This is a genomic window from Arthrobacter sp. FW306-2-2C-D06B (assembly GCF_021789175.1).
Lineage (GTDB): Bacteria > Actinomycetota > Actinomycetes > Actinomycetales > Micrococcaceae > Arthrobacter.
This window is the reverse complement of the sequence record NZ_CP084560.1, coordinates 2,871,113-2,892,953: the sequence shown is the minus strand read 5'-3', so window position 1 is coordinate 2,892,953 and position 21,841 is coordinate 2,871,113. Positions and strand designations below refer to the sequence as shown.

Below are 21,841 nucleotides of genomic sequence, written 5' to 3'. Positions count from 1 at the left end.
TTGGGTTGTCAGCCCCGTGCCATAGGCTGGGGGAATGCAAAAGCAGCGCGTTGTGTTCGTCCATGGAGCAGGCACATTCGGCGCTGCCGCTTGGCCGAAGCAGCACGGCATGGCGCTGGCCTACGATGCACTGTTCCTGAAACGCCACGGGTTTGACGCGCAGGCCGAGCCTTTGGAATCCGATGTTGCGGCCGACGTGGACATTATCCTGGAGTGCCTCGGAGGGCGGGAGGTCGTGTCAGGTTCCAGCCCCGCACGTGGAGGCCATGTCGTAGCGCACTCCCAAGGGGCGATTTCAGCAATGTTGGCCGCGGTGGAGCGGCCGGACCTGGTCCGGTCCCTCGTGCTGGTGGAACCGGCCTGTCTTTCCTTGACGGCTGAGCTGCCCGCCACTGCGGCTTACCGGGCACTCATGGAGCCGTTGTTCCGGGTCCGGCACGAACTCAGCGATGACGATTACCAACGCGAATTCGTCCGCAGGGCGTTTTCCTCTGAGGCGGCCGTTCTCAGTACCCCGGAGGCCCGGCGTACCGCCCGGCGCCTGCGGCTCCAGGCTCCGCCGTGGGAAGCGCCCCTGCACATCGTGCCCGGAGTCCCCACGCTTGTCCTGACCGGTGGTTGGGAACCCCTTTACGAAGAGATCGCCGGCTACTTGCAGGAAACCGGCGCCCTCCACCGCGTTGCGGCTGGAGGACACCGGCCTCATGATTCAGCTGAAGGAGACCGGATGATCCGGTCCTTCATCGCGGACGTCAGCCGCACCGGATCAGTGCAAGCTTCCTGATCAGTTCAGGCTTCCCGACATCGCTCAACGTTTTCCTGCGGGAACCTCGAGCTCGGGCAAGTAGACCTTGCCGCCGGATGCCAGGAATTCCTCGCTCTTTTCGCGCATCCCGCTGTACATCTCCGCGATGGCCGCTTGGGAATCCGCCGAGCCGTATTCGTCGCGGATGTCCTGGCTGATGCGCATGGAGCAGAATTTCGGTCCGCACATGGAGCAGAAATGCGCCGTCTTGGCCGGTTCCGCCGGGAGAGTCTCGTCGTGGAACGATTCGGCCGTGACCGGATCCAATGACAGCGCAAACTGGTCACGCCAGCGGAACTCGAAGCGGGCCTTGGACAGGGCATCGTCCCGTTCGTGGGCGCCGGGGTGTCCCTTCGCAAGGTCAGCTGCGTGGGCGGCGATTTTGTAGGTGATCACGCCTGTCTTGACATCGTCCTTGTTGGGCAGGCCCAGGTGTTCCTTCGGGGTGACGTAGCAGAGCATCGCGGTTCCATAGCGTGCGATCTCCGTGGCGCCAATGGCCGAGGTGATGTGGTCGTAGCCCGGAGCGACGTCGGTCACGAGCGGGCCGAGCGTGTAGAACGGGGCGCCGTCGCACAGCTCCTGCTGCCGCTCGACGTTCTCGCGGACGAGGTGGAACGGGATGTGCCCGGGGCCTTCCACCATGACCTGCACGTCGTACTTCCACGCCCGCTTCGTGAGCTCCGCGAGCGTGTCGAGCTCGGCGAACTGCGCGGCGTCGTTGGCGTCCGCCGTCGCTCCCGGGCGCAAACCGTCGCCGAGCGAGAACGCGACGTCGTACTTGGCGAAGATTTCGCAGAGTTCGTCGAAGTGGGTGTATAGGAAGTTTTCTTCGTGGTGCGCCAGGCACCAACCGGCCATGATGGAGCCGCCACGGGAAACGATGCCCGTCACGCGGTTCGCGGTGAGTGGCACGTACCGCAGCAACACGCCGGCGTGGATGGTCATGTAGTCCACGCCCTGCTCGCACTGTTCAATGACGGTGTCGCGGAAGATCTCCCAGTTGAGCTTGTTGGCTTCACCGTTGACCTTCTCGAGGGCCTGGTAAATGGGCACGGTGCCGATCGGCACGGGGGAGTTGCGGATGATCCATTCGCGGGTGGTGTGGATGTCGTCGCCCGTGGACAGGTCCATCACAGTGTCTGCGCCCCATTGCGTTGCCCACTGCAGCTTGTCCACTTCTTCGGCGATGGAACTGGTGACAGCCGAGTTGCCGATGTTGGCGTTGATCTTCACGAGGAACGCCTTGCCGATGATCATCGGTTCGGATTCGGGGTGGTTGATGTTGTTGGGGATGATGGCCCGGCCGGCGGCGACCTCGCTGCGGACGAGTTCCACGTCGCAGTTTTCGCGAAGTGCAACGAACTGCATTTCGGGCGTCACGATGCCCTGCTTGGCATAGTGCATCTGTGTCACGGTCTTGCCGTCGACGGCGCGGCGGGGCACCGGCTGTGCGCCCTTCCACTCGGCGGAGGCGGCGCCGCGGCGCACGGCCGACTTGCCGTCGTCGAGCAGGTTCCGTTCGCGGCCGCTGTAGGCCTCGGTGTCGCCGCGGGCTTCGATCCACTCGCTGCGGAACGGCTCGAGGCCAACCACAGGATCACTTCCCGGTCCCGCGGTGCGGTACACCTGGAAAGGCGCGTTGGCCTCGCCGTTGGGGGATGGTTCCAGGGTGATTTCCGTGACCGGAACCCGGATTCCCGTCTCAGTGTCTTCCAGGAACACGAGGGAATGCGACTTGAGGGACTGGGTCACTTCTTGAGCCGATCCGTTTTGGGTAGGGCTCAGCTGTGTTTCTTTGGTGCTCAAAGGATTACTCACTTCCTTCGCCGGCATTACCCGGACAGGTTCAACGGTCGCAGGCTGCGTCAGCCCGATCTCAGCCCTTGCAAGGGCCCCCGTGTGGTCGTAGATGAAGCTACCACAGCTATTGGTGCCTGGGAGAGATGTGACGGAGGACAGCTGTGACGGAGGACAGATGCGACCGAGCCGGGAACGGTGGCGGAGCTTAAGGTGGAATCATGGCGGAAATCATCGAGTTCAGCGGCGCCGTCCTTACCGGGCCGGAGGAGGAACGGCGCGGCCTCTGGTCGGTCGACGGACGGCTGACCTTTCTGCGGCCTGCTGCCGCACCGGACGTCGTCCTGGCCGGATGGGTGCTGCCCGGCCTTGTCGACGCGCACTGCCATGTTGGCTTGGGCAAGGGCGGGGCCGTCGACGACGAGACTGCGCGCCTGCAGGCGACGGCGGACCGGAACGCCGGAACGCTCTTGATCCGCGACGCCGGATCCGCAAGCGACACTCGCTGGCTGCAGCGCCGGACGGACATGCCCAGGATCATCCGCGCAGGCAGGCACATTGCCAGGCAACGCCGGTACATCCCCGGACTGGCCGAAGAAGTCGAGCCGGAGGATCTGGTCGAGGCGGTGCGCAAACAGGCGCGGTCCGGAGACGGCTGGGTCAAGATCGTCGGGGACTGGATCGACCGTTCCGCCGGGGATCTCGGCCCGTCCTTTCCGGCCGCCATCGTCAAGGACGCGGTCGCGGCAGCACATGCCGAGGGAGCCAGGGTGACCGCCCATTGCTTCGCCGAAGGGACTATCGACGACATGCTCGACGCCGGCATCGACTGCATCGAGCACGCCACAGGCCTCCTGCCGCACCATATTCCCCGGCTGTTGGACCAGGGTGTGCCGATTGTCCCCACCCTCATCAACATTGCGACCTTTCCGGACATCGCGAGGCAGGCGGAAGCGAAGTTCCCGCGATATTCCGCCCACATGACCAGGCTGTGGGAGCGCAGGCATGCACGCGTCGCCGAGGCATTCGACGCCGGAGTGCCGGTGTACGCCGGGACCGACGCCGGCAGCGTCATCAAGCACGGCCGGATCGGCGAGGAAATCCTGGAATTGCACCGCGCGGGCCTTCCGGCGGCCGCCGCCCTCGATGCCGCCTGCTGGTCCGCACGCGAGTGGCTGGGTGCCGACGGCATCAGCGAAGGTGCCAGTGCCGACGTCGTGCTCTACGCACACGATCCCCGCGCGTCCCTTGAGGTGGTGCTGAATCCGGGATGCACCGTGCTGAGGGGACATATTTCAGGGAACGTTGGGCATTAGGAATAAATTGAAGCTTCAAGTAATTTAGATAGATAGAGGTAGCCGAAGGGCGGCGCCACGAAAAGCCGGGAGTTTCACATGACCATCGCATCCAGCCAGGATCTCCTTCCTGCCGAACTCACCATGGGCACTGTCATGCTCAAAGTGGGGGACATGAAGCTCATGGGCGACTATTACCAGCGGGCTCTGGGGCTGGACGTGGTCGCCGAACAGGATGGCGGGCTCTACTTCGGCAGGCTCGGCAAGCCGTTGGTGCACCTCGCTCCGGCCTCCGGGCTCCAGATTCCGGGTCGCGGGGAGGCCGGACTGTTCCACACGGCTTTGCTCTTCGAAGACCAATCCTCGCTCGCCGCAACTGTTGCCTCGGCCGCGCAATACGAGCCCCACGCTTTCGTCGGAAGTGCGGACCACCTGGTCAGCGAGGCCTTCTACTTCACCGACCCCGAGGGCAACGGCATTGAGCTCTACTACGACAAGCCCCGCGAGGGCTGGGAGTGGAATGGCAGCTCGGTCGTCATGGACAGCCTGCCGCTCCCGCCGCAGCGCTACCTCCAGCAATACCTGAGCGAAGCAGCGGTGACGGGCCAGCATGAGGCGGGCGCCGGCGTCGGGCATGTCCACCTCCAGGTGGGCGACGTCCGGACCGCCCATGATTTCTACGTCGACACCCTGGGTTTCGAGCAGACCGCAGGCTGGCACGGGCAGGCCCTGTTCGTCTCCGCGGGCGGCTACCACCACCACATGGCCATGAATGTCTGGAACAGCCGCGGTGCAGGTCCGCGCAAGGACACGCTCGGTCTCGGCGAGGTGGTCATCGAAGTGCCGTCAGGCGACGACGTCGGCGCGCTCGCCGACCGCCTCAAGGTTGCCGGTATTGCGTCCCACCACACGGGCCGGGAGTTGCGCTTCGAGGACCCGTGGCGAAACCGGCTGCGGGTCGCCGTCCGCTAGGCTTGAGTTTGCAGCGTGGCGCATTTCGGCCGCCGCGCCGCAGCTCCGTTGGCACGAACGAATGAGAGTACTTTCCATGGGCTTTGCTGAAATCTTTATTGCCACCCACGATGAAGCACTCAAGAGGGCCGCTGCCCTGGAGAAGGGCAGTGACGTATCCGGCGCCGCAGTACGGATCCCGGGAATCAGCGATTTCGAAGTAGAACAGCTCGGCGACCTGGCCGGGACCGCCGTGCATGCAGGCGGGGCCGACTATGAGCTTTCTTTGGTTGACGTGACGAGCGATGCCTTGCTGGGCGTCCCCGATGCGATGGTGCGCGCCCTGTCCGAGCTCCTCAGCTACGAGACCGAAGGGGAAGGAAACGTCCTCGACGACGTCGCCGAAAGCTGGGCGGCCCAAGAGGACATGCCCTTTGATGCCCAGCAGTCCCGCCTGTACGTCCAGCAGTTGGCGGCCCTCGCGAGCGACGTCGAAAAGGCCGAGAGGGCCGGTCTCTACGTCTGGTCCGCAGGGGAGTAACCCTGCAGTAAACCCGCCGCACGGACCATGCGTTCGAAATACTGTCCGCCTTCTGGCACAATGGACAGGTACTCGATCCGCGCGGCCCCTCTCTCCGTGTGTGCATCTTGTCCTTGGAACCCTCAAGTATGGCCCGCCCCACGGGTGCAGAACGACGGGCTCAACCCCGTTTCAGAAACAGGAGTGACCACAAAAGTGGCCGTAAAGATTCGCCTTAAGCGCTTCGGTAAGATGCGCGCACCGTACTACCGCATCGTCGTCATGGACTCCCGCGCCAAGCGCGATGGCCGTGCGATTGAAGAAATCGGCAAGTACCACCCCACCGAAGAGCCCTCGTACATCGAGGTTGTCTCCGAGCGTGCACAGTACTGGCTGTCCGTCGGCGCCCAGCCGACCGAGCAGGTTGCCGCGATCCTCAAGATCACCGGTGACTGGCAGAAGTTCAAGGGTCTCCCGGGCCAGGAAGGCACGCTGAAGACCAAGGTCGCCAAGCCTGCTTTCGTTGCACCGGAGAAGGGTTCCGTCATCATCCCGGAAGCCATCACCAAGAAGGCCAAGCAGTCGGAAGCAACTGAAGCTCCCGCTGACGCTGAAGCAGAGACCACCGAGGCTGAGTAAATTGCTGGCAGAAGCGCTCGAGCACTTGGTCCGTGGGATCGTTGACAGCCCTGAGGACGTCAAGGTCAGTGCCAAGAACAACCGCCGCGGGGAATCCCTCGAGGTGCGTGTTCACCAGGACGACCTCGGACGGGTGATCGGCCGCCAGGGTCGCACCGCACGCGCTTTGCGCACTGTGATTGCGGCATTGGCGGGCGGCGAGCAGGTCCGGGTCGACGTCGTCGACACCGACCGTCGCCGGTAACGCGCTCAGCAATACTTGTCTTAAAATCCGGCCCCTTCACCAGATTATGGTGGAGGGGCCGGATTGTTTTACGAGCAAACCCCCAGCCTTGGTCCCCAAACCGGTCCAGCGAAGAAATCAGAGGAACCCCATGCAGCTCCAGGTTGCCCGAATCGGCAAGCCCCACGGAATCCGCGGCGAAGTCACCGTCCAGGTGCTCACCGATGCCCCCGGTGATCGTTTCGTCCCGGGGACCGAATTTGTGGTGGAGCCCGCAAAGGCCGGTCCCTTGACCATCACCAGCGCCCGGTGGAACAAGGACATCCTGTTGCTCGGTTTCGAAGAGATCTCCACGCGCAACCAGGCGGAGGAAATCCGCGGCGCGAAGCTGTTCATCGAGACCGAAGAGTTGGAAGAGGACGACGACGAAGGCTGGTACGAGCACGAGCTCGTGGGCCTTGAGGTCCGTGTTGGCTCGCAGGTCGTAGGTAAGGTGACTGCACTGAACACCATGCCCGTCCAGGATCTGCTGGTCATTGAAGACGCGGACGGCAAGGAAATCCTCGTGCCTTTCGTCGAGGAGATCGTGCCCGAAGTCAATGTCGAGGGCGGCTACGTTCTGCTCACCCCTCCGCCGGGCCTCTTCGAACTGAACACCGACGCTTCCACCTCCGATACGGAAGAGGACGACGCTGAAACCAAGGATGACGCCTAAATGCGTATCGATGTCGTCAGCATCTTTCCCGAGTACCTGGCGCCCCTCGAACTTTCCCTCATAGGCAAGGCCCGTCAGGATGGCCTCCTGGAGCTCAAGGTCCATGACTTGAGGACCTTCACGACGGACAAGCACCGCACCGTGGACGACACTCCGTACGGTGGCGGTGCGGGCATGGTCATGAAACCCGAGCCCTGGGCCCAGGCCCTGGAATCAATTGCCTCCGAATCAAGTGCCGTGACTGAAGGCTCATCGGACGGACCGACGGCGAAGCCGGTCCTGATCGTCCCGTCGCCCGCGGGGGAGCGCTTCAACCAGGCCCTTGCCTATGAGCTCGCCGAGGAAGATCGGCTCGTTTTCGCCTGCGGCCGCTATGAAGGCATTGACGAACGCGTCATGGAATGGGCGGCAGGACACTTCACCGTCCGCCCGGTCAGTTTGGGCGACTATGTCTTGAACGGCGGCGAGGTTGCTGTCCTGGCCATGGTCGAAGCCATTGGGCGGTTGCTTCCCGGCGTCGTCGGCAATCCCGAATCGTTGGTGGAGGAATCCCATTCGGACGGCTTGCTGGAGTACCCCGTCTACACGAAACCCTCGTCATGGCGCGATCGTGACGTGCCCGCGGTCCTTCTGAGCGGCAACCACGGCCGGATCGCCCAGTGGCGGCGCCACGAACAGTTCCGGCGCACCGCGGAACGCCGCCCGGACTTGCTCGAAGAGTTCGACGCCGGCCGCCTGACACGTGCGGACCGGACGGCTTTCGGCGACCTCGGGTATGACATCGTCGACGGTCGGTTGCGTCGCCGCCCGGACGCAGACCTCCCGGACTGAGCCCGCCGCCGTCGGGCGGTTTGTCCACCGCCCGAGCGCAACAACCGGCCCGCATTCGCGGGATTGGCCGGAACTCCCGGGGTGTGGCAGAATTAACCCTTGTGTCTACTGGGTTCGCGCCTGCCACAGGGGGAGCGTCACCAACAGCCTGACAACCCGGAACCGCCAATCAGTGGCGGCACCGGACTTGAAAATCTTCGGCGGTAATTTCCGGACGGCCTTGTGCCCCGGGCTTGCCCGCCGTGACCCAAAGTGGATGACCTGTGGCGTTCACCAGGAGTGGATTAATGCATATCCTCGATAACGTAGATGCAGCTTCGCTGCGCAACGATGTTCCCGAGTTCCGCGCGGGTGACACCATCAAGGTTCACGTGAACATCATCGAAGGCAAGAACTCCCGCGTCCAGGTCTTCCAGGGCTTCGTCCTGGGCCGCCAGGGTGACGGCGTTCGCGAAACCTTCACGGTCCGCAAGGTCTCCTTCGGTGTCGGTGTAGAGCGTACCTTCCCGGTGCACTCGCCGATCATCGACAAGATCGAGGTCGTCACCAAGGGTGACGTCCGTCGCGCCAAGCTCTACTACATGCGCGCACTGCGCGGCAAGGCTGCGAAGATCAAGGAAAAGCGCGACTTCGCCACCGGCAAGTAGGTCTTTCGACGAACAGCGCGTCCTGGATTCGTGTCCGGCCTGCGCCGGAGAAATCCGCAACGCAACAGGAAACGAATCATGGACCACGCAAAACGCCAGCCCCGGAAACAGGGCTGGCGTTTTGTTTTGCTCGCACTTGTCCTGGCCGTGGCCATCAGCGGGCTTGTCCGGTCGCTGTGGCTCGACGTCTACTTCATCCCCTCCGAGTCCATGGAGCCGATCCTGGGCACCGGAGACCGCATCCTTGTGTCCCGCACTGATTTCGCCGCTGGCCCTATTCGCCGTGGAGACATCGTGGTCTTCGACGGCAGGGGAACCTTTGCCCCGCTGAACAGCGGCAAAGGGCCGCTTGCCGACGCCGTGGCCGCCACCGGCCACTGGCTGGGCCTGACGGGAAGCGACACGACATACGTCAAGCGCGTCATCGGGCTTCCCGGAGACCACGTCGCTTGTTGTGGCGCGGATGGCAAGCTCACAGTCAACGGTCAGCCGCTTGAGGAACCCTATCTGTATCCCGGCGATACGCCGAGCGAACAGAGGTTCGACGCCATCGTTCCGAGTGACCGATTGTGGCTCATGGGGGACCACCGTTCACGATCGGCCGATTCCCGCAGTCTTCTGGGTGCACCAGGCGGAGGAATGGTGCCGCTGGAGCGTGTCATCGGGCGTCCGGTCCGGATTATCTGGCCGCTTGATAGATTTGCAGAACTGCCTCGCCCTGCGCAGGCCGGTACAACCTCGAAGAACGGACAATAGATGCCCGAGACAACTCCCGGGAAGCCGGAACGGCACGACGGCGACGCCCGGCCCTTGGACGGACCGTCCGCTCCCGCCATGGATCTCACAGCGGACGACGCCGTTCCGGCACCGGGGAGCTCGACCGGCCCGGCGGCTGTTCAGCCTGAGGAGCAAGAGTCTCCGCGCCGCGCTGCACGGCGGGATTCGCGGCTGGAATCGGGCCAAAGTGATCGGTCCGAAACTGCCGGCAAAACCCACGGCAGTCCGTTCCTCGGCTGGCTCAGGGAGATCGGCACCGTGGTGGTCATCGCCATCGTCTTGTCCTTCCTTATCAAGACCTTCCTGTTCCGCGCCTTCTTCATTCCCTCGGAGTCAATGGTCAATACCCTTGACGTTGACGACCGGATCTTCGTTAATCTGCTGGTCCCGCAACCGTTCGCACTGGAGCGCGGCGACATCGTGGTCTTCAAGGACGCTCAAGGATGGCTTCCGCCCACGCAGAAGGCGACGCCCGGGCCCTTCAAATGGTTCCAGGACGGTCTCGTCTTCGTCGGACTGCTTCCGGACGAGACCAACCAGCACCTCGTCAAGCGCGTCATCGGCCTGCCGGGGGACAAGGTCTCCTGCTGCGACAGTTCAGCGCGGGTCAGCGTCAATGGCACGGTCCTCAGCGAGAGCTACATCAATCCTGCCCAGGTTCCCATGGCCAAGTCTTTCGATGTGGTGGTCCCTGCGGGCAAAATTTGGGTTATGGGCGACAACCGTAACAACTCCGCCGACTCCCGTGAACACCAATCAGTCAATGGCGGTTTCATCGACATCTCCGACGTCGAGGGCAAAGCGACGGTTATTGCCTGGCCCATCAACCGTTGGCAGATCCTTGACAACCACTCCGAGGTCTTCCGCAACGTTCCTTCGCCGTCGCCCCAGAACACGGCTTCACCTACGGCCCCAGCGGGCAAATGATGGTTCCGGCGGGGACACGAGCGGTAACTCCGGTTCGAACGCAGCGAAAACCCGCCGCGCGGACCAAGCATGCTCCTGATTTTCCGACCCTGGAGGTCGAACGGGGTTTCCTGTCTCCGGGGGTCGCGCTTCTGGCCGGTGTCGACGAAGTAGGCCGCGGAGCCCTCGCCGGACCGGTATCGGTGGGAATCGCCGTCGTCGATCTCCGTGACCATGGCCTGCTCGCCGATGTCCGCGACAGCAAGCTTCTCAAGCCGGAGGACCGCGAGCGGTTGGAACCGCTGGTACGCGAATGGGCGGTTGGCTCCGCAGTTGGCCACGCAAGTTCGGTGGAGATCGATGCGCTGGGCATTGTGGGCGCCCTGCGCCTTGCCGGAACACGCGCCTGGTTCGAGATTCTCGCCTCGGGCGTGCATCCGGACCTTGTCCTGCTGGACGGGAGCCACAACTGGCTCTCGCCCCAGACCCAGGGTTCCTTGTTCGACGCCGAGCCATCCGGTCCTGCTTGTGAGGCGCCTGTGCACACCCGGGTGAAGGCGGACATGAGCTGCCTCAGCGTGGCGGCCGCCAGCGTACTGGCCAAGGTGGCCAGGGACCGCATCATGATTGAGCTGCACGAGGAATATCCAGCTTTCGGCTGGAACGAGAACAAGGGTTACGCCACGTCTTTCCACCGCGATGCCATCAGATCGTTGGGTCCCACGCCCTACCACCGGACCAGCTGGAACCTGGTCTAGCCTCCGCTTTTCCTCGTCCTGGCTGCCGTGCGCCCAACCGTGGCGGCGTGTGCGGCCTCTATGGTGCAAGATGGATCTATGAGTGCCGAGGATCTTGAGAACTACGAAACCGACATGGAGCTGCAGCTCTACCGCGAATACCGCGATGTCGTTGGTTTGTTCAGCTACGTTGTCGAGACCGAACGGCGGTTCTATCTGGCAAACCACGTTGACCTGCAGGCACGCAGTGCCGACGGCGAAGTCTATTTCGACCTCACGCTCCAGGATGCCTGGGTTTGGGACGTCTACCGTTCGGCGCGTTTCGTGAAGAACGTCCGGGTTATTACGTTCAAGGACGTCAACGTCGAAGAACTGCCTCGCAGCGAGGAACTTTCCCTGCCGAAGGACGGCGACCTAGGCGATCTGGGCAACCTGGGCAACTAAAAAAGCCCTGCAACTGGGGAAGCCCGCCGACTGCTCCTCCACACCGTCTGAATGACGGAGTTTCCCACATAGCCGAACTGCTCCCTGTCTTTGGCCTCTCCGTGCCTCCACGCTGGTAACGGAGGTGGGCATGAAAGCCAAAGACTTGCTGGGCCGGCACGGTGAAACGCTGGCCGTAGCTTTCCTGGAAACCCAGGGAATGCGGATCGTGGACCGCAATTGGAGGTGCTCCGAGGGCGAGATCGACATCGTGGCGCTCGACGGCGACACCTTGGTGATTGCCGAGGTCAAGACCCGGAAGAACCTCGCCTACGGGCATCCTTTCGAAGCGGTTGACGCCGCCAAACTCGCCCGGCTCCATCGCCTGGCTGTGTCCTGGTGCCGTGATCACGAGCTGCGCTCCTCGCGCCGCCGGGTGGATGTCGTGGGAATCATCGACGACGGCGTGGGCGAGCCCCAGCTCGAACACCTCAGGGGTGTGGGCTAGATGGGCGTGGGCCGAAGCTACTCTGTTGCGCTGCTGGGCCTGAACGGCTACATCGTGGAGGTCGAAGCAGATATCGGCCAAACCCTCCCCAGTTTCGTGATCCTGGGTCTGCCCGATGCCGCCCTGAACGAAGCCAAGGAACGCATTCGCTCCGCGGCACAGAATTCCGGCATTCCGCTGAGTCGTCGAAAGATCACGGCAAACCTGATTCCGGCCTCGCTGCCGAAGCGTGGCTCGGGGTTCGACCTCGCGATCACCATGGCAGTGTTGCGCGCTGCTGGTGATATCCGTTCCACCGAAGGCACGGTCTTCATCTCCGAGTTGGGACTGGATGGCAGGTTGAGGCCGGTCCGCGGCATTTTGCCGGCGGTCATGGCGGCTGTTCAGGCCGGCCACCCCGAGATTGTGGTGGCCCAGGCAAACGTCGCCGAGGCAGAGTTGGTTCCAGGGGCACTGGTTCGTGGCTATAAGACCTTGGCTCGACTTGCATTCGATTTCGGGGCCGATCCGCAGGACCTGGCCCTGGATTATGACCCCGCCGACGGTGACGTTGCGGGGGATCAGGACGTCGGAGCCGCCGTTGTTCCGGATCTTCGTGATGTCTCGGGGCAGGGCGATGCCCGCCGTGCCTTGGAGGTTGCCGCGGCCGGGGCACATCATGTGCTGCTTTGCGGTCTTCCCGGTGCGGGCAAGACGATGCTTGCCGAGCGGCTCCCGGGGCTCTTGCCGGATTTAGGGGACCGGGAAGCCATGGAAGTCACGGCCATCCATTCGCTTTCTGCCGTCCATGTTGACTCGGTACAGCTGTTGCGCCGACCGCCCTTTGAGAATCCCCATCACAGCGCGACCGCCGCCGCAATCATCGGCGGTGGTTCCGGCCTGCCGCGGCCCGGGGCGGCATCACGGGCGCACCGCGGCGTGTTGTTCCTGGACGAGGCGCCGGAGTACGAACGCCGGGTCCTGGACGCCCTGCGGCAGCCTCTGGAAAGCGGAGAGCTGGTCATCCATCGTTCCGCCGGTACCGCCGCGTATCCGGCCCGTTTCCAGCTGGTCCTGGCTGCGAATCCTTGCCCTTGCGGGAAGGCCACCGGCAAGGGAGTCGATTGCACTTGTACCCCGGTGATGCGGCGCCGCTACTTCGGGCGCATGTCCGGACCGCTGCTGGACAGGGTGGACATCCAGCTCCAGGTGGAACGTGTATCCCTCGCGGACTTTGGGCAATCCGGCGCGGAGGAGGACACGGCTACGGTGGCCGGGAGGGTCCATGCCGCCCGTTCGAGGCAACGCGAGCGCCTGGGGAGTTTCGGGATGGAAACCAACTCCCAGGTTCCCGGGCGTGTACTGCGCGGGGAACTACGCCTTCCTTCCGCGACCACCAAGATTCTGGATACTTCCCTCGAACGTGGAATCCTCACGGCGAGAGGCTACGACCGCGTCCTGCGCCTCGCATGGACACTTGCGGATCTCGGCCACCGGGACCAACCCCACAGCGACGACATCGGGCAGGCCCTCGGCTTGCGGCAGGCGGTTGCGGCCGCATGAAAGGACATGCCATGACTGAACACGGCCAGCAGCTAAGCGCTGACGCTCCGGACCGAAGCCGGGAGCGACTTGCCCGCGCAGCCCTTTCACGGCTGATGGAACCACAAGATGCGGCAGGGATCGCGCTGGTGCAGGCGGCGGGGGCCGTTGACGGTCTCAAGATAGCGAGCGGCGAGCTCAAGCCCGGGCCCGGGCTTGAGCAGGAAGTGGCTTCCTTGTTGGGTGAGAGCGGGGTTTCTTCTGCCGCGGCGGGATTGGCCGCTGCCCTGCGACGGTGGGCGCCACGGATCCCGGACCTTGCCCCGGAGCGGGACCTCGCCACGATGCAACGCCTTGGGGGCCGCATGATCATTCCCGGCGACCCGCTGTGGCCCTCGCAGTTGGCGGATCTGGGCCTTCATGAGCCGTTGTGCTTGTGGTGGCGGGGACACGAAGTGGAGTTCCCACCCGTTCGTCGGGTCGTCGCCATTGTCGGCTCACGGGACAGCACAAGCTACGGGGCCTCCGTGACGGGTGATTTCGCTTATGGGCTCGGCCAGCGCGGCTGCACCGTCGTGTCTGGAGGAGCCTATGGGATCGACGCGCATGCGCACCGCGGGGCTTTGGCCGGGGGGACAAACGACATGCCGACCATCGCGGTGATGGCCGGGGGCGTGGATCGATACTATCCGTCCGGCAATGGGGATCTACTGCGTGCCGTGGCGAACCAAGGGGCGGTCATCGCGGAGGTTCCTCCGGGCTCGGCGCCCACCCGTTACCGGTTCCTCCAGCGGAACAGGATTATCGCCGCCTTGGCCGCCGTGACAGTGGTAGTAGAAGCGCGATGGCGTTCGGGCGCCTTGAATACAGCCCATCATGCTGAGTCCATTGGCAGGTCGGTCGCCGCGATCCCGGGGTCCATCCACAGCGCGAACTCTGCGGGCTGCCATCGACTCCTCCGGGATGGCGGAGCTGTCTGCGTCACGGATGTCGGGGAGATCGCTGAACTGGCGGGGTTGAGCGGTGAAGCGCTCGCCGCGGACAAGGAAGCGACGGCCTCGGACCACGACGGGCTCACCCTGGAGGACCTGATACTGCTGGATGCCCTGCCCGTCCGCTCGACGAGCTCGGTAGAGAAGCTCGCGGTCGTGTCAGGACTCAGCCCGGAGTCGGTCAGGGCCGGTCTTGGACGCCTAGGCCTGTTGGGCTTGGCGGTATCAATGAGCGGGGCGTGGAAGAGGTCGGGAAAGCAGGGCTAAGCTATGGATAGTCGACTATCGGTTAGCTGGAGGTTGGCGTAGCTTCGGTGGGGATGATGTGGACATGATGAAGTCAGGGGCGCAGCCCGCGAGGTTCGTGATTGGACAGCAAATCGGTCTCTTTCTGATCGTGGGAGCAGCCTGGTTCATCCAAGGCGGCACTGGCCCGGTATGGCCTTGGGTTCTTTTCGTGGTCTGGCAGGGGTTGCTCCTGTGGCAGTACTACAAGATTTACAGGTCCGTCGCTCATAGGTGAAGATGGTCGAACGTGGCGATGCCAACAACCGGGCCCCGCGGCTGGCACAGTGGAAGGGTGCAAGAGAATCCGCTCCCCGAAGCACTCGCCGGCCCCGTTCGGGACTTCCGGCGTTACCTCGAGGGCGAACGTGCCAGGTCCGCCCACACAGTGAGGGCGTACATCGCAGACGTCGAGAGCCTGCTGCGCTTTGCTGCCGCGGAGGGCGTGGGGGAGCTCGCAGCCCTGGAACTGGGCACCCTCCGGCGCTGGCTGGGGGCACAAAGCGAATCCGGCAGATCCAGGTCAACACTCGCCCGGCACGCCGCGACAGCCCGCGCATTCACCTCCTGGGCCCTGCGCGAAGAACTCATCGCCTCGGACCCGGCGATTCGCCTCCAAGCTCCCAAACGGGACCACACGCTCCCCGGTGTCCTTCACCAGCAGCAGGTCTTCAGGATCTTCGAAAACCTGTCGGAGGCGGCTGCGGATGGCTCTCCAATGCCGTTGAGAAACCGCGCCGTCGTCGAATTGCTCTACGCCACGGGGGTCCGCGTAGGCGAGCTCGCCGGCCTGGACATCGATGATCTCGATACGGAGCGCCGAACTCTTCGCGTTCTCGGCAAGGGCAACAAGGAACGGACGGTGCCCTACGGGGCCCCTGCTGCGCTCGCCGTCGACGACTGGCTCCGCCGCGGCCGCCCGCGGCTCGCAACCGAGCGTAGCGGACCGGCGCTCTTTCTCAGTTCCAGGGGCAACCGGATCGATCAGCGCCAGGCCCGCAGCGTCGTCAACGACCTCCTAACGGCCCTGGGGGATACCGCGGCAACCGGACCCCACGCCCTGCGCCACACTGCCGCCACCCATTTGCTCGACGGCGGGGCGGACCTGCGTGCCGTGCAGGAAATTCTGGGACACAGCAGCCTCGCAACAACCCAGATTTACACCCACGTGTCGGTGGACCGGCTTCGCAAGAGCTATCAGCAAGCCCATCCCCGCGCATGAAGACCCGGAAACCGTGCGACACTTCGATGAGTCCCAACGAAGGAAATCCGTCTGTCCAGGAATCGCACTGGCGTAATTCTTGTCCGTACGGCAAAATGAAAGCACTGTGGGGAAACTTTCAACCAAAACTTGAATGTTCTTCCGGTGTGGAAAAAATCATAGATAGGTAGGGAAACCGGAACAGCGCAGCACCCGCGCAGCAAAAATTTCATCCAAGCAGAGGTCGTTGGGGAAGACGTACCTACAGCTATGGAGGATGGAATGTCTGTTGCAATAACCCGCGGTGTCTTGTTTGTGCATTCGGCCCCTACCGCGTTGTGCCCTCACGTTGAGTGGGCCATCGGATCGGTCGTTGACAAGCGGACCGATCTTGAGTGGACCCCTCAGCCTGCCGCGCCCGGAATGTTCCGCGCCGAACTCTCTTGGGCAGGAGTCCCTGGTACGGGTGCCCAGTTGGCTTCGGCGTTGCGCGGGTGGGCACACCTTCGCTACGAAGTCACCGAGGAGCCGAGCCAGGGTGTGGACGGCGCGCGTTGGTCGCACACGCCGGAGCTGGGCATTTTCCATGCCGTGACCGATGTCCACGGCAATATCATGGTGACTGAGGATCGGATCCGCTACGCCTACGAGTCGGGGGCGGGAGATCCTGCCGCCGTCTACCACGAACTTTCCTTGGCACTCGGTGAAGCCTGGGACGAAGAGCTCGAGCCGTTCCGCCACGCCGCTGAAGGAGCCCCTGTGCGCTGGCTCCACCAAGTCGGTTAGGCTCCACCAAGTCGGTTAGGCAACACCAGATCGGTGAGGGAACAAAGTACCGAGACAGTTTTCCATAGCAAAGAGGAGGGCCCCACCACGGTGGGGCCCTCCTCTTGTGCCTCGAAGTTGCAGCGACTGTCAGACGTTGCGGATGGCGATGACGGCGTTGTGGCCGCCGAAACCGAAGGAGTTGCTCAAAGCGACGATGTCACCGGCGGGCAGAGCGCGTGCCGAAGTGACGACGTCGAGCGGGATCTCCGGATCCTGGTTCTCAAGGTTGATGGTCAACGGAGCCTGGCGTTCGTAGACGGCAAGAACAGTGAGCACTGCTTCTACGGCCCCTGAAGCGCCCAACAGGTGGCCCATCTGCGACTTGGTGGCAGAGACTGCCACATTGTCGACGTGGGCGCCCAGTGCGGCACGGAGCGCCGTGTACTCGGGCTTGTCACCGACTGGCGTCGAGGTGGCGTGGGCGTTGACGTGCACGACGTCCTCGGCCTGGATGCGGCCATCGAACATGGCAGCCTTCAAAGCGCGGGTAGCGCCCAGGCCTTCCGGGTCCGGTGCCGTGATGTGGTAGGCGTCGGCTGTCACCGAAGTACCGGCGAGCTCAGCGTAGATGCGCGCACCGCGGGCGATCGCGTGCTCTTCGGCTTCCAGGACCAGGGCGCCGGCGCCTTCACCCATGACGAAGCCGTCGCGGTCGCGGTCATACGGCCGCGAAGCGTGCTCGGGATCGTCATTGCGGCGGGAGAGGGCCTGCATCGAGGAAAACGCGGCGAGGGGCATCGGGTGGATGGCGGCTTCGGCACCACCGCACACGACGACGTCGGCCTTGCCCGAGCGGATGAGATCCAGGCCGAGGTGCATCGCTTCGGTGCCGGAAGCACAGGCAGAAACGGGGGTGTGCGCACCGGCGCGGGCGCCGAGGTCAAGGCTGACCGCAGCGGCGACGCCGTTCGGCATGAGCATGGGGACCGTCATGGGCAGGACCCGGCGGGGGCCTTTTTCCCTCAGCGTGTCCCAAGCGTCCAGGAGCGTCCAGACGCCGCCGATGCCCGTGGCGAAAGCCACGGCAAGGCGGTCGTGGTCGATTTCGGTGATGCCGGAATCCGCCCAGGCTTCGCGGGCGGCGATGACACCGAATTGCGTGGACGGGTCCATGCGCTTGGCTTCAACGCGGCTCAGAACCTCGAGGGCCGGCGTCGAGCACCGGGCGGCAAAGTGGACCGGAAGGTCATACTTGGCAACCCACTCGTCCTCGAGTGTGTGGGCACCGGAGACCCCTTTGAGCGCGTTCTTCCACATCGTGGGGACGTCGCCGCCGATGGGCGTTGTAGCGCCCAGACCGGTTATGACTACTTTGCGTGCCATGCGATCACTCTCTGTCGGATCAGCCAACCCATGTGCTGTTCTCACTGGGGAGGCGGGAAAAAACTTTGGGAGATATAGCAGCTGTGCCGGGCTTCGGATGCAACAGGGCGCACCCGAAGTCCGGCACAGTTGAGGCCAGGCTAGGCCTGTGCGTTCGAGATGAAGTTGACGGCGTCGCCGACGGTCTTGAGGTTCTTGACCTCTTCGTCCGGGATGCGGACGCCGAACTTCTCTTCTGCGTTGACGACGATCGTCATCATGGAGATGGAGTCGATGTCCAGGTCCTCGGTGAAGGACTTGTCCAGCTCCACGGCTTCGGTGGCGAGGCCGGTCTCTTCGTTCACGATTTCAGCCAGGCCGGCCAGGATTTCTTCGTTGCTAGCCATTGTTGGCTCCTTTTCTTGTTGTGCCGGCTATTGCCGGAAATGGGGGCAAACCGCGGTTACGGCTTGGGTTTCAAAGCACTATTCAATTGGACGGTAGGCGTGGTCCGAAACTACGGAAGAACGATTACCTGGGCACCAAACACAAGACCGGCACCGAAGCCGATCTGCAAGGCAAGGCCACCGCTGAGGGCAGGGTTTTCCTGGAGGAGTCGGTGCGTGGCCAGCGGAATGGAGGCGGCAGAAGTGTTTCCCGCATCAGCGATGTCCCGGGCAACCACCACGGTTTCGGGAAGTTTGAGCTTCTTGACCATTTCATCGATGATCCGCATGTTCGCCTGGTGGGGGACAAACGCTGCCAGATCCGAGGCTTCAATTCCTGCGGCGTCGAGGGCTTGCTGGGCAACCTTCGCCATTTCCCAAACGGCCCAACGGAAAACCGTCTGGCCGTCCTGCCGCAGCGTCGGCCAAACATCCTGCGCTGCGGAAATAATGGCCTGATCGTCGGATTCATCCGAATGGCGGGCAGTCTCACCAAGGTTGCGGACTTCGTCAAGGGAATGCGTCATGCCGATCGCATTCCACTTGCTGCCATCGGATCCCCAGACGGACGGGGCAATGCCGGGTGTATCGGACGGGCCGATAATCACTGCGCCGGCACCATCGCCAAGAAGGAAGGAAATGGTTCGTTCATGGTTGTCGATAACGTCTGAGAGCTTTTCAGCGCCGACCACCAGGACGTATTCGGCCGCGCCCGATCGGACCAAGGCATCGCCCTGGGCAATGCCGTAGCAGTAGCCTGCACACGCCGCGGAAATGTCGAAGGCCGGTGCCGGGGTGGCTCCCAAACGGTCGGCAAGGGCGGCAGCCGCGGACGGCGTGGCATACGGGTGCGTGACGGTGGAGATGATGACGGCACCCAGCTGGGAAGCCTCGATGCCGGCCTGCTTGAGTGCCTCGCGGGCAGCCCCCTCGGCCATGTCGATGACGCTGACATTGGCTGCGGCGCGGTGGCGGGTCACGATCCCGGTGCGCTGGCGGATCCATTCGTCCGAGGAGTCAATCCACTGGCACACGTCGTCGTTGGTGACGATGATGTCCGGGCGGTAAGCCCCGATGCCGACAATGCGTGAATATTCCCTCGTCGGTGCTTGCTTGAGTACTGGGGCGCTCATGCGTCTCCCTCCAATTCCGCGAAGAGTGCAAGTGCGGCGGACAAATCATCCGGGGTCTTGACGGCAACGGTCTTCACGCCTGGCATGCCGCGCTTGGCGAGGCCGGCCAGGGTGCCGGCCGGTGCCAGCTCGATGAGTCCGGTGACTCCACGCTGGACCAGGTTCTCCATGCACAGGTCCCAACGCACCGGTCGCGAGACCTGGGCGATCAGGCTTTCGACGGCGGCGCCGCCGTCCGTGACCTCCTGGCCGTCGAAGTTCGAGAGCAGGGGAACCGTGGGAGCCTGCGGCTTGAGGGACGGCCGAAGTGCTTCAAGCGCGCTAGCTGCCGGAGCCATGTGGGATGTGTGGAACGCACCGGCGACCTTCAGCGGGATGACCCTGGCTTTGGCCGGAGGGTTGTTCGCCAGTGCCTGGAGCTGTTCGAACGTGCCTGCGGCAACGGTCTGGCCGGCTCCATTGACGTTCGCGGGAGTGGCGCCGGCCGCCTCAATTGCGGACAGCACCTCGGCAGGATCGCCGCCGACGACGGCACTCATGCCGGTAGGGGTGACCGCAGCGGCAGCGGCCATGCTGTTGGCACGCTCGCGCACAAACGTCATGGCTTCGGCCTCGCTCAGGACACCCGCAAGCGCCGAGGCCGTGATCTCCCCGACCGAGTGGCCGGCAAGGACGATCGGGAGGGTACTGAGTTCGACGTCGAACAGCGATTTCGCTGCCACGAGCCCTGCGGCGACAATCAAGGGCTGCGCGACGGCGGTGTCCTTGATGGTTTCTTCATCGGAGGTGGTGCCGTGGGCCTTGAGGTCGATGCCTGCGATTTCGCTCAGGGAGGCCAAATGGCCTTCTACGGAAGGGAGCTCCAGCCAAGGGGCCAAAAATCCAGGGGTCTGGGAGCCCTGTCCAGGGCAGACGATTGCAAGCACGTAACCAGCTTTCCAAATTGCCGCGTGAACTACTGGTGTTTGCGTACACCAAGCTCACTGGGTCAGTTTGTAGGAAGTCTACAACGGTTCAACCCGCGGATCGGGTACCGTGACGCTCCGACGTCGCCTTTGGCTGGGCCGAAAGCCTGCCCACAACCAACGCAGTTTGAAGCACGAACGCCTCGCGAGGGAGGAGCGGGTCCCACCCTGTGACGTCGCAGACGCGCTTGAGACGATACCGCACGGTGTTCGCGTGGACGAACAGTTCGCGGGCAGTCGCTTCGAGGGAATGGCCGAGTTCCAGATAGGTGCCGAGGGTTTCGACAAGGCCGTTGGAAGCGGCCAGCAGCGGCCGGTAAATGTTCTTGATGAGGGAGCGGCGGGCGGCGTCGTCACCTGAGACCACCCGCTCCGGGAGGAGGTCGTCCGCGGCTACCGGTCGCGGAGCCGAAGGCCACGCCTTGGCGGCGGTGAGCCCTGCAAAGGCTGCCTGGGCAGAGCTGCTTGCCTCCAACAGGGAACTGGCCTCGGGTCCGTAGACCACCGCGCCCGGGGCGAAAAGTTCGCTGAGTTTCAGATACGCGGTGTCGCGGTCTTGAACGCCACCCAGAATCAGGATGAGGCGGTCGCCTTGGATTCCAACCAGGGCGTCCTCCGCATAGCGCCCGGCGGTCCGGCGCAACTCGCTCACATAGCTTGCGCTTGGCTCCGACGGCGAGTTTCCCACCATCACCGTGAACCGCTCCTGGGCCTTCCAGCCGAGGGCCGCGATGCGGGAACGAAGGGCATCGGTATTCTCGCCACGGAGGATGGCGTCCACAATCAGGGCTTCGAGCCTCGTGTCCCAGGAACCGCGGGACTCTGCAGCGCGGGCATAGACGTCCGCCGCGGCGAATGCCACTTCGCGCGAATAACGCAGGACTGCTTCGCGCAAGGAGGGTTGGTCGGCTTCGGGTGCGATCACAGGGACCTGGTCCTCCACCACCTCGACGACGATCCGGATCAGCTGGAGGGCCTTTTGCAGGCTGATGGAGCGGGTCAGCTCGGTGGGGGCGTTCCCGAAGACGTCCGTCAGGATCCATGACGGCGAGCTCGGCCGTTCGTACCACGTCACGAAAGCGGCGATTCCGTTTTGGGCTACCAGGCCCAAGGCTGAGCGTTCGTCGGAGCTCAGCCGGCTGTACCAAGGCAGGGACTTCTCGAGCTTCCGCATGGTGGTGGTGGACAGTTGCCCCACATTGGCGCGGAGGCGCTTGAGGGTCTCCGCCTTTTCCGGTGTTACTGTCCGCGCGGCCGCTTTGCGTTTCGCGGGGGTTTGAATCGGCTCTGCCATGCCTTGAGCATACGGCGCATTATCCACAAGCTCCATTTGTGCGAAGGCTACAACTGCGGTTGGTGGGCGTCACGCGCTTGCTGCGCCAATTGGTGCT

24 protein-coding genes and 1 riboswitch are annotated in these 21,841 nt (G+C 63.8%); of the genes, 18 read left to right on the top strand and 6 right to left on the bottom strand.

Annotated elements, in window-relative coordinates:
* Positions 1 to 34 precede the first annotated feature (34 nt).
* The gene (locus LFT47_RS13495) at positions 35 to 784 is read left to right on the top strand and encodes an alpha/beta fold hydrolase (protein ID WP_236811534.1); all 750 of its coding nucleotides are present in this window, start codon (positions 35 to 37) and stop codon (positions 782 to 784) included.
* Positions 785 to 808: 24 nt separating this feature from the next.
* On the opposite strand, the gene thiC is transcribed toward LFT47_RS13495, so the two are convergent.
* The gene (gene thiC / locus LFT47_RS13490) at positions 809 to 2,641 is read right to left on the bottom strand and encodes a phosphomethylpyrimidine synthase ThiC (RefSeq protein ID WP_236811532.1); all 1,833 of its coding nucleotides are present in this window, start codon (positions 2,639 to 2,641) and stop codon (positions 809 to 811) included.
* A riboswitch (TPP riboswitch) is annotated at positions 2,610 to 2,717 on the bottom strand. It overlaps the preceding gene by 32 nt.
* 109 nt (positions 2,718 to 2,826) lie before the next feature.
* Between thiC and LFT47_RS13485 the strand changes: the two genes are divergently transcribed.
* The 17 genes from LFT47_RS13485 to LFT47_RS13405 all read left to right on the top strand — a co-directional run bounded on the left by LFT47_RS13485 (position 2,827) and on the right by LFT47_RS13405 (position 16,562).
* Entirely contained in the window at positions 2,827 to 3,921 is a 1,095-nt protein-coding gene (locus LFT47_RS13485; RefSeq protein WP_236811530.1) for an amidohydrolase family protein, read from the top strand.
* Between the two features lie 78 nt (positions 3,922 to 3,999).
* Positions 4,000 to 4,872 carry a VOC family protein gene (locus LFT47_RS13480; protein ID WP_236811528.1) on the top strand — a complete coding sequence of 291 codons (873 nt, stop codon included), beginning with the start codon at positions 4,000 to 4,002 and terminating at the stop codon, positions 4,870 to 4,872.
* Positions 4,873 to 4,948: 76 nt separating this feature from the next.
* Complete coding sequence (locus LFT47_RS13475; RefSeq protein WP_236811526.1) at positions 4,949 to 5,392, top strand: hypothetical protein; 444 nt, start codon at positions 4,949 to 4,951, stop codon at positions 5,390 to 5,392.
* Between the two features lie 195 nt (positions 5,393 to 5,587).
* Positions 5,588 to 6,010, top strand: a complete 423-nt coding sequence (gene rpsP / locus LFT47_RS13470; RefSeq protein WP_059387673.1) for a 30S ribosomal protein S16 — start codon at positions 5,588 to 5,590, stop codon at positions 6,008 to 6,010.
* A 1-nt stretch (position 6,011) separates the two neighbouring features.
* Positions 6,012 to 6,254 (top strand): RNA-binding protein, encoded by a 243-nt coding sequence (locus LFT47_RS13465; RefSeq protein WP_028267532.1) that lies wholly within the window; start codon positions 6,012 to 6,014, stop codon positions 6,252 to 6,254.
* A gap of 130 nt (positions 6,255 to 6,384) precedes the next feature.
* Positions 6,385 to 6,948 (top strand): ribosome maturation factor RimM, encoded by a 564-nt coding sequence (rimM, locus tag LFT47_RS13460; RefSeq protein WP_236811524.1) that lies wholly within the window; start codon positions 6,385 to 6,387, stop codon positions 6,946 to 6,948.
* A complete protein-coding gene (trmD, locus tag LFT47_RS13455; RefSeq protein WP_236811523.1) occupies positions 6,949 to 7,779 on the top strand; it encodes a tRNA (guanosine(37)-N1)-methyltransferase TrmD in 831 nt (276 codons plus the stop codon).
* A 287-nt stretch (positions 7,780 to 8,066) separates the two neighbouring features.
* Complete coding sequence (rplS, locus tag LFT47_RS13450; RefSeq protein ID WP_234752061.1) at positions 8,067 to 8,426, top strand: 50S ribosomal protein L19; 360 nt, start codon at positions 8,067 to 8,069, stop codon at positions 8,424 to 8,426.
* A 78-nt stretch (positions 8,427 to 8,504) separates the two neighbouring features.
* Positions 8,505 to 9,182 (top strand): signal peptidase I, encoded by a 678-nt coding sequence (gene lepB, locus LFT47_RS13445; RefSeq protein ID WP_236811522.1) that lies wholly within the window; start codon positions 8,505 to 8,507, stop codon positions 9,180 to 9,182.
* Complete coding sequence (lepB, locus tag LFT47_RS13440; RefSeq protein ID WP_236811521.1) at positions 9,183 to 10,130, top strand: signal peptidase I; 948 nt, start codon at positions 9,183 to 9,185, stop codon at positions 10,128 to 10,130.
* Entirely contained in the window at positions 10,130 to 10,867 is a 738-nt protein-coding gene (locus LFT47_RS13435) for a ribonuclease HII (RefSeq protein WP_236818569.1), read from the top strand. Before lepB (LFT47_RS13440) ends, LFT47_RS13435 begins: the two co-directional genes overlap by 1 nt.
* Before the next feature lie 78 nt (positions 10,868 to 10,945).
* Positions 10,946 to 11,290: a DUF2469 domain-containing protein gene (locus tag LFT47_RS13430; RefSeq protein WP_059387678.1), complete on the top strand. Its 345-nt coding sequence runs from the start codon at positions 10,946 to 10,948 to the stop codon at positions 11,288 to 11,290.
* A gap of 130 nt (positions 11,291 to 11,420) precedes the next feature.
* Positions 11,421 to 11,777: a YraN family protein gene (locus LFT47_RS13425; protein WP_236811520.1), complete on the top strand. Its 357-nt coding sequence runs from the start codon at positions 11,421 to 11,423 to the stop codon at positions 11,775 to 11,777.
* A complete protein-coding gene (locus tag LFT47_RS13420) occupies positions 11,778 to 13,319 on the top strand; it encodes a YifB family Mg chelatase-like AAA ATPase (RefSeq protein WP_236811514.1) in 1,542 nt (513 codons plus the stop codon).
* Between the two features lie 11 nt (positions 13,320 to 13,330).
* Positions 13,331 to 14,557 carry a DNA-processing protein DprA gene (dprA, locus tag LFT47_RS13415; RefSeq protein WP_236811512.1) on the top strand — a complete coding sequence of 409 codons (1,227 nt, stop codon included), beginning with the start codon at positions 13,331 to 13,333 and terminating at the stop codon, positions 14,555 to 14,557.
* Between the two features lie 274 nt (positions 14,558 to 14,831).
* Positions 14,832 to 15,797: a tyrosine recombinase XerC gene (locus LFT47_RS13410; protein WP_442863470.1), complete on the top strand. Its 966-nt coding sequence runs from the start codon at positions 14,832 to 14,834 to the stop codon at positions 15,795 to 15,797.
* 261 nt (positions 15,798 to 16,058) lie between these two features.
* Positions 16,059 to 16,562: a DUF3145 domain-containing protein gene (locus tag LFT47_RS13405; protein WP_078108617.1), complete on the top strand. Its 504-nt coding sequence runs from the start codon at positions 16,059 to 16,061 to the stop codon at positions 16,560 to 16,562.
* A 129-nt stretch (positions 16,563 to 16,691) separates the two neighbouring features.
* Here LFT47_RS13405 and fabF read toward each other — a convergent pair whose 3' ends face one another.
* From fabF to LFT47_RS13380, 5 genes are all read right to left on the bottom strand, one after another.
* Positions 16,692 to 17,927 carry a beta-ketoacyl-ACP synthase II gene (gene fabF, locus LFT47_RS13400; RefSeq protein ID WP_236811509.1) on the bottom strand — a complete coding sequence of 412 codons (1,236 nt, stop codon included), beginning with the start codon at positions 17,925 to 17,927 and terminating at the stop codon, positions 16,692 to 16,694.
* A gap of 140 nt (positions 17,928 to 18,067) precedes the next feature.
* The gene (locus LFT47_RS13395) at positions 18,068 to 18,313 is read right to left on the bottom strand and encodes an acyl carrier protein (protein ID WP_028267518.1); all 246 of its coding nucleotides are present in this window, start codon (positions 18,311 to 18,313) and stop codon (positions 18,068 to 18,070) included.
* 110 nt (positions 18,314 to 18,423) lie between these two features.
* Positions 18,424 to 19,485, bottom strand: a complete 1,062-nt coding sequence (locus LFT47_RS13390; RefSeq protein WP_236811507.1) for a beta-ketoacyl-ACP synthase III — start codon at positions 19,483 to 19,485, stop codon at positions 18,424 to 18,426.
* Positions 19,482 to 20,411 (bottom strand): ACP S-malonyltransferase, encoded by a 930-nt coding sequence (locus LFT47_RS13385; protein ID WP_236811505.1) that lies wholly within the window; start codon positions 20,409 to 20,411, stop codon positions 19,482 to 19,484. The genes LFT47_RS13390 and LFT47_RS13385 overlap by 4 nt, the downstream gene beginning before the upstream one ends.
* 88 nt (positions 20,412 to 20,499) lie before the next feature.
* Entirely contained in the window at positions 20,500 to 21,744 is a 1,245-nt protein-coding gene (locus tag LFT47_RS13380; protein ID WP_236811503.1) for a PucR family transcriptional regulator, read from the bottom strand.
* Between the last annotated feature and the right edge of the window lie 97 nt (positions 21,745 to 21,841).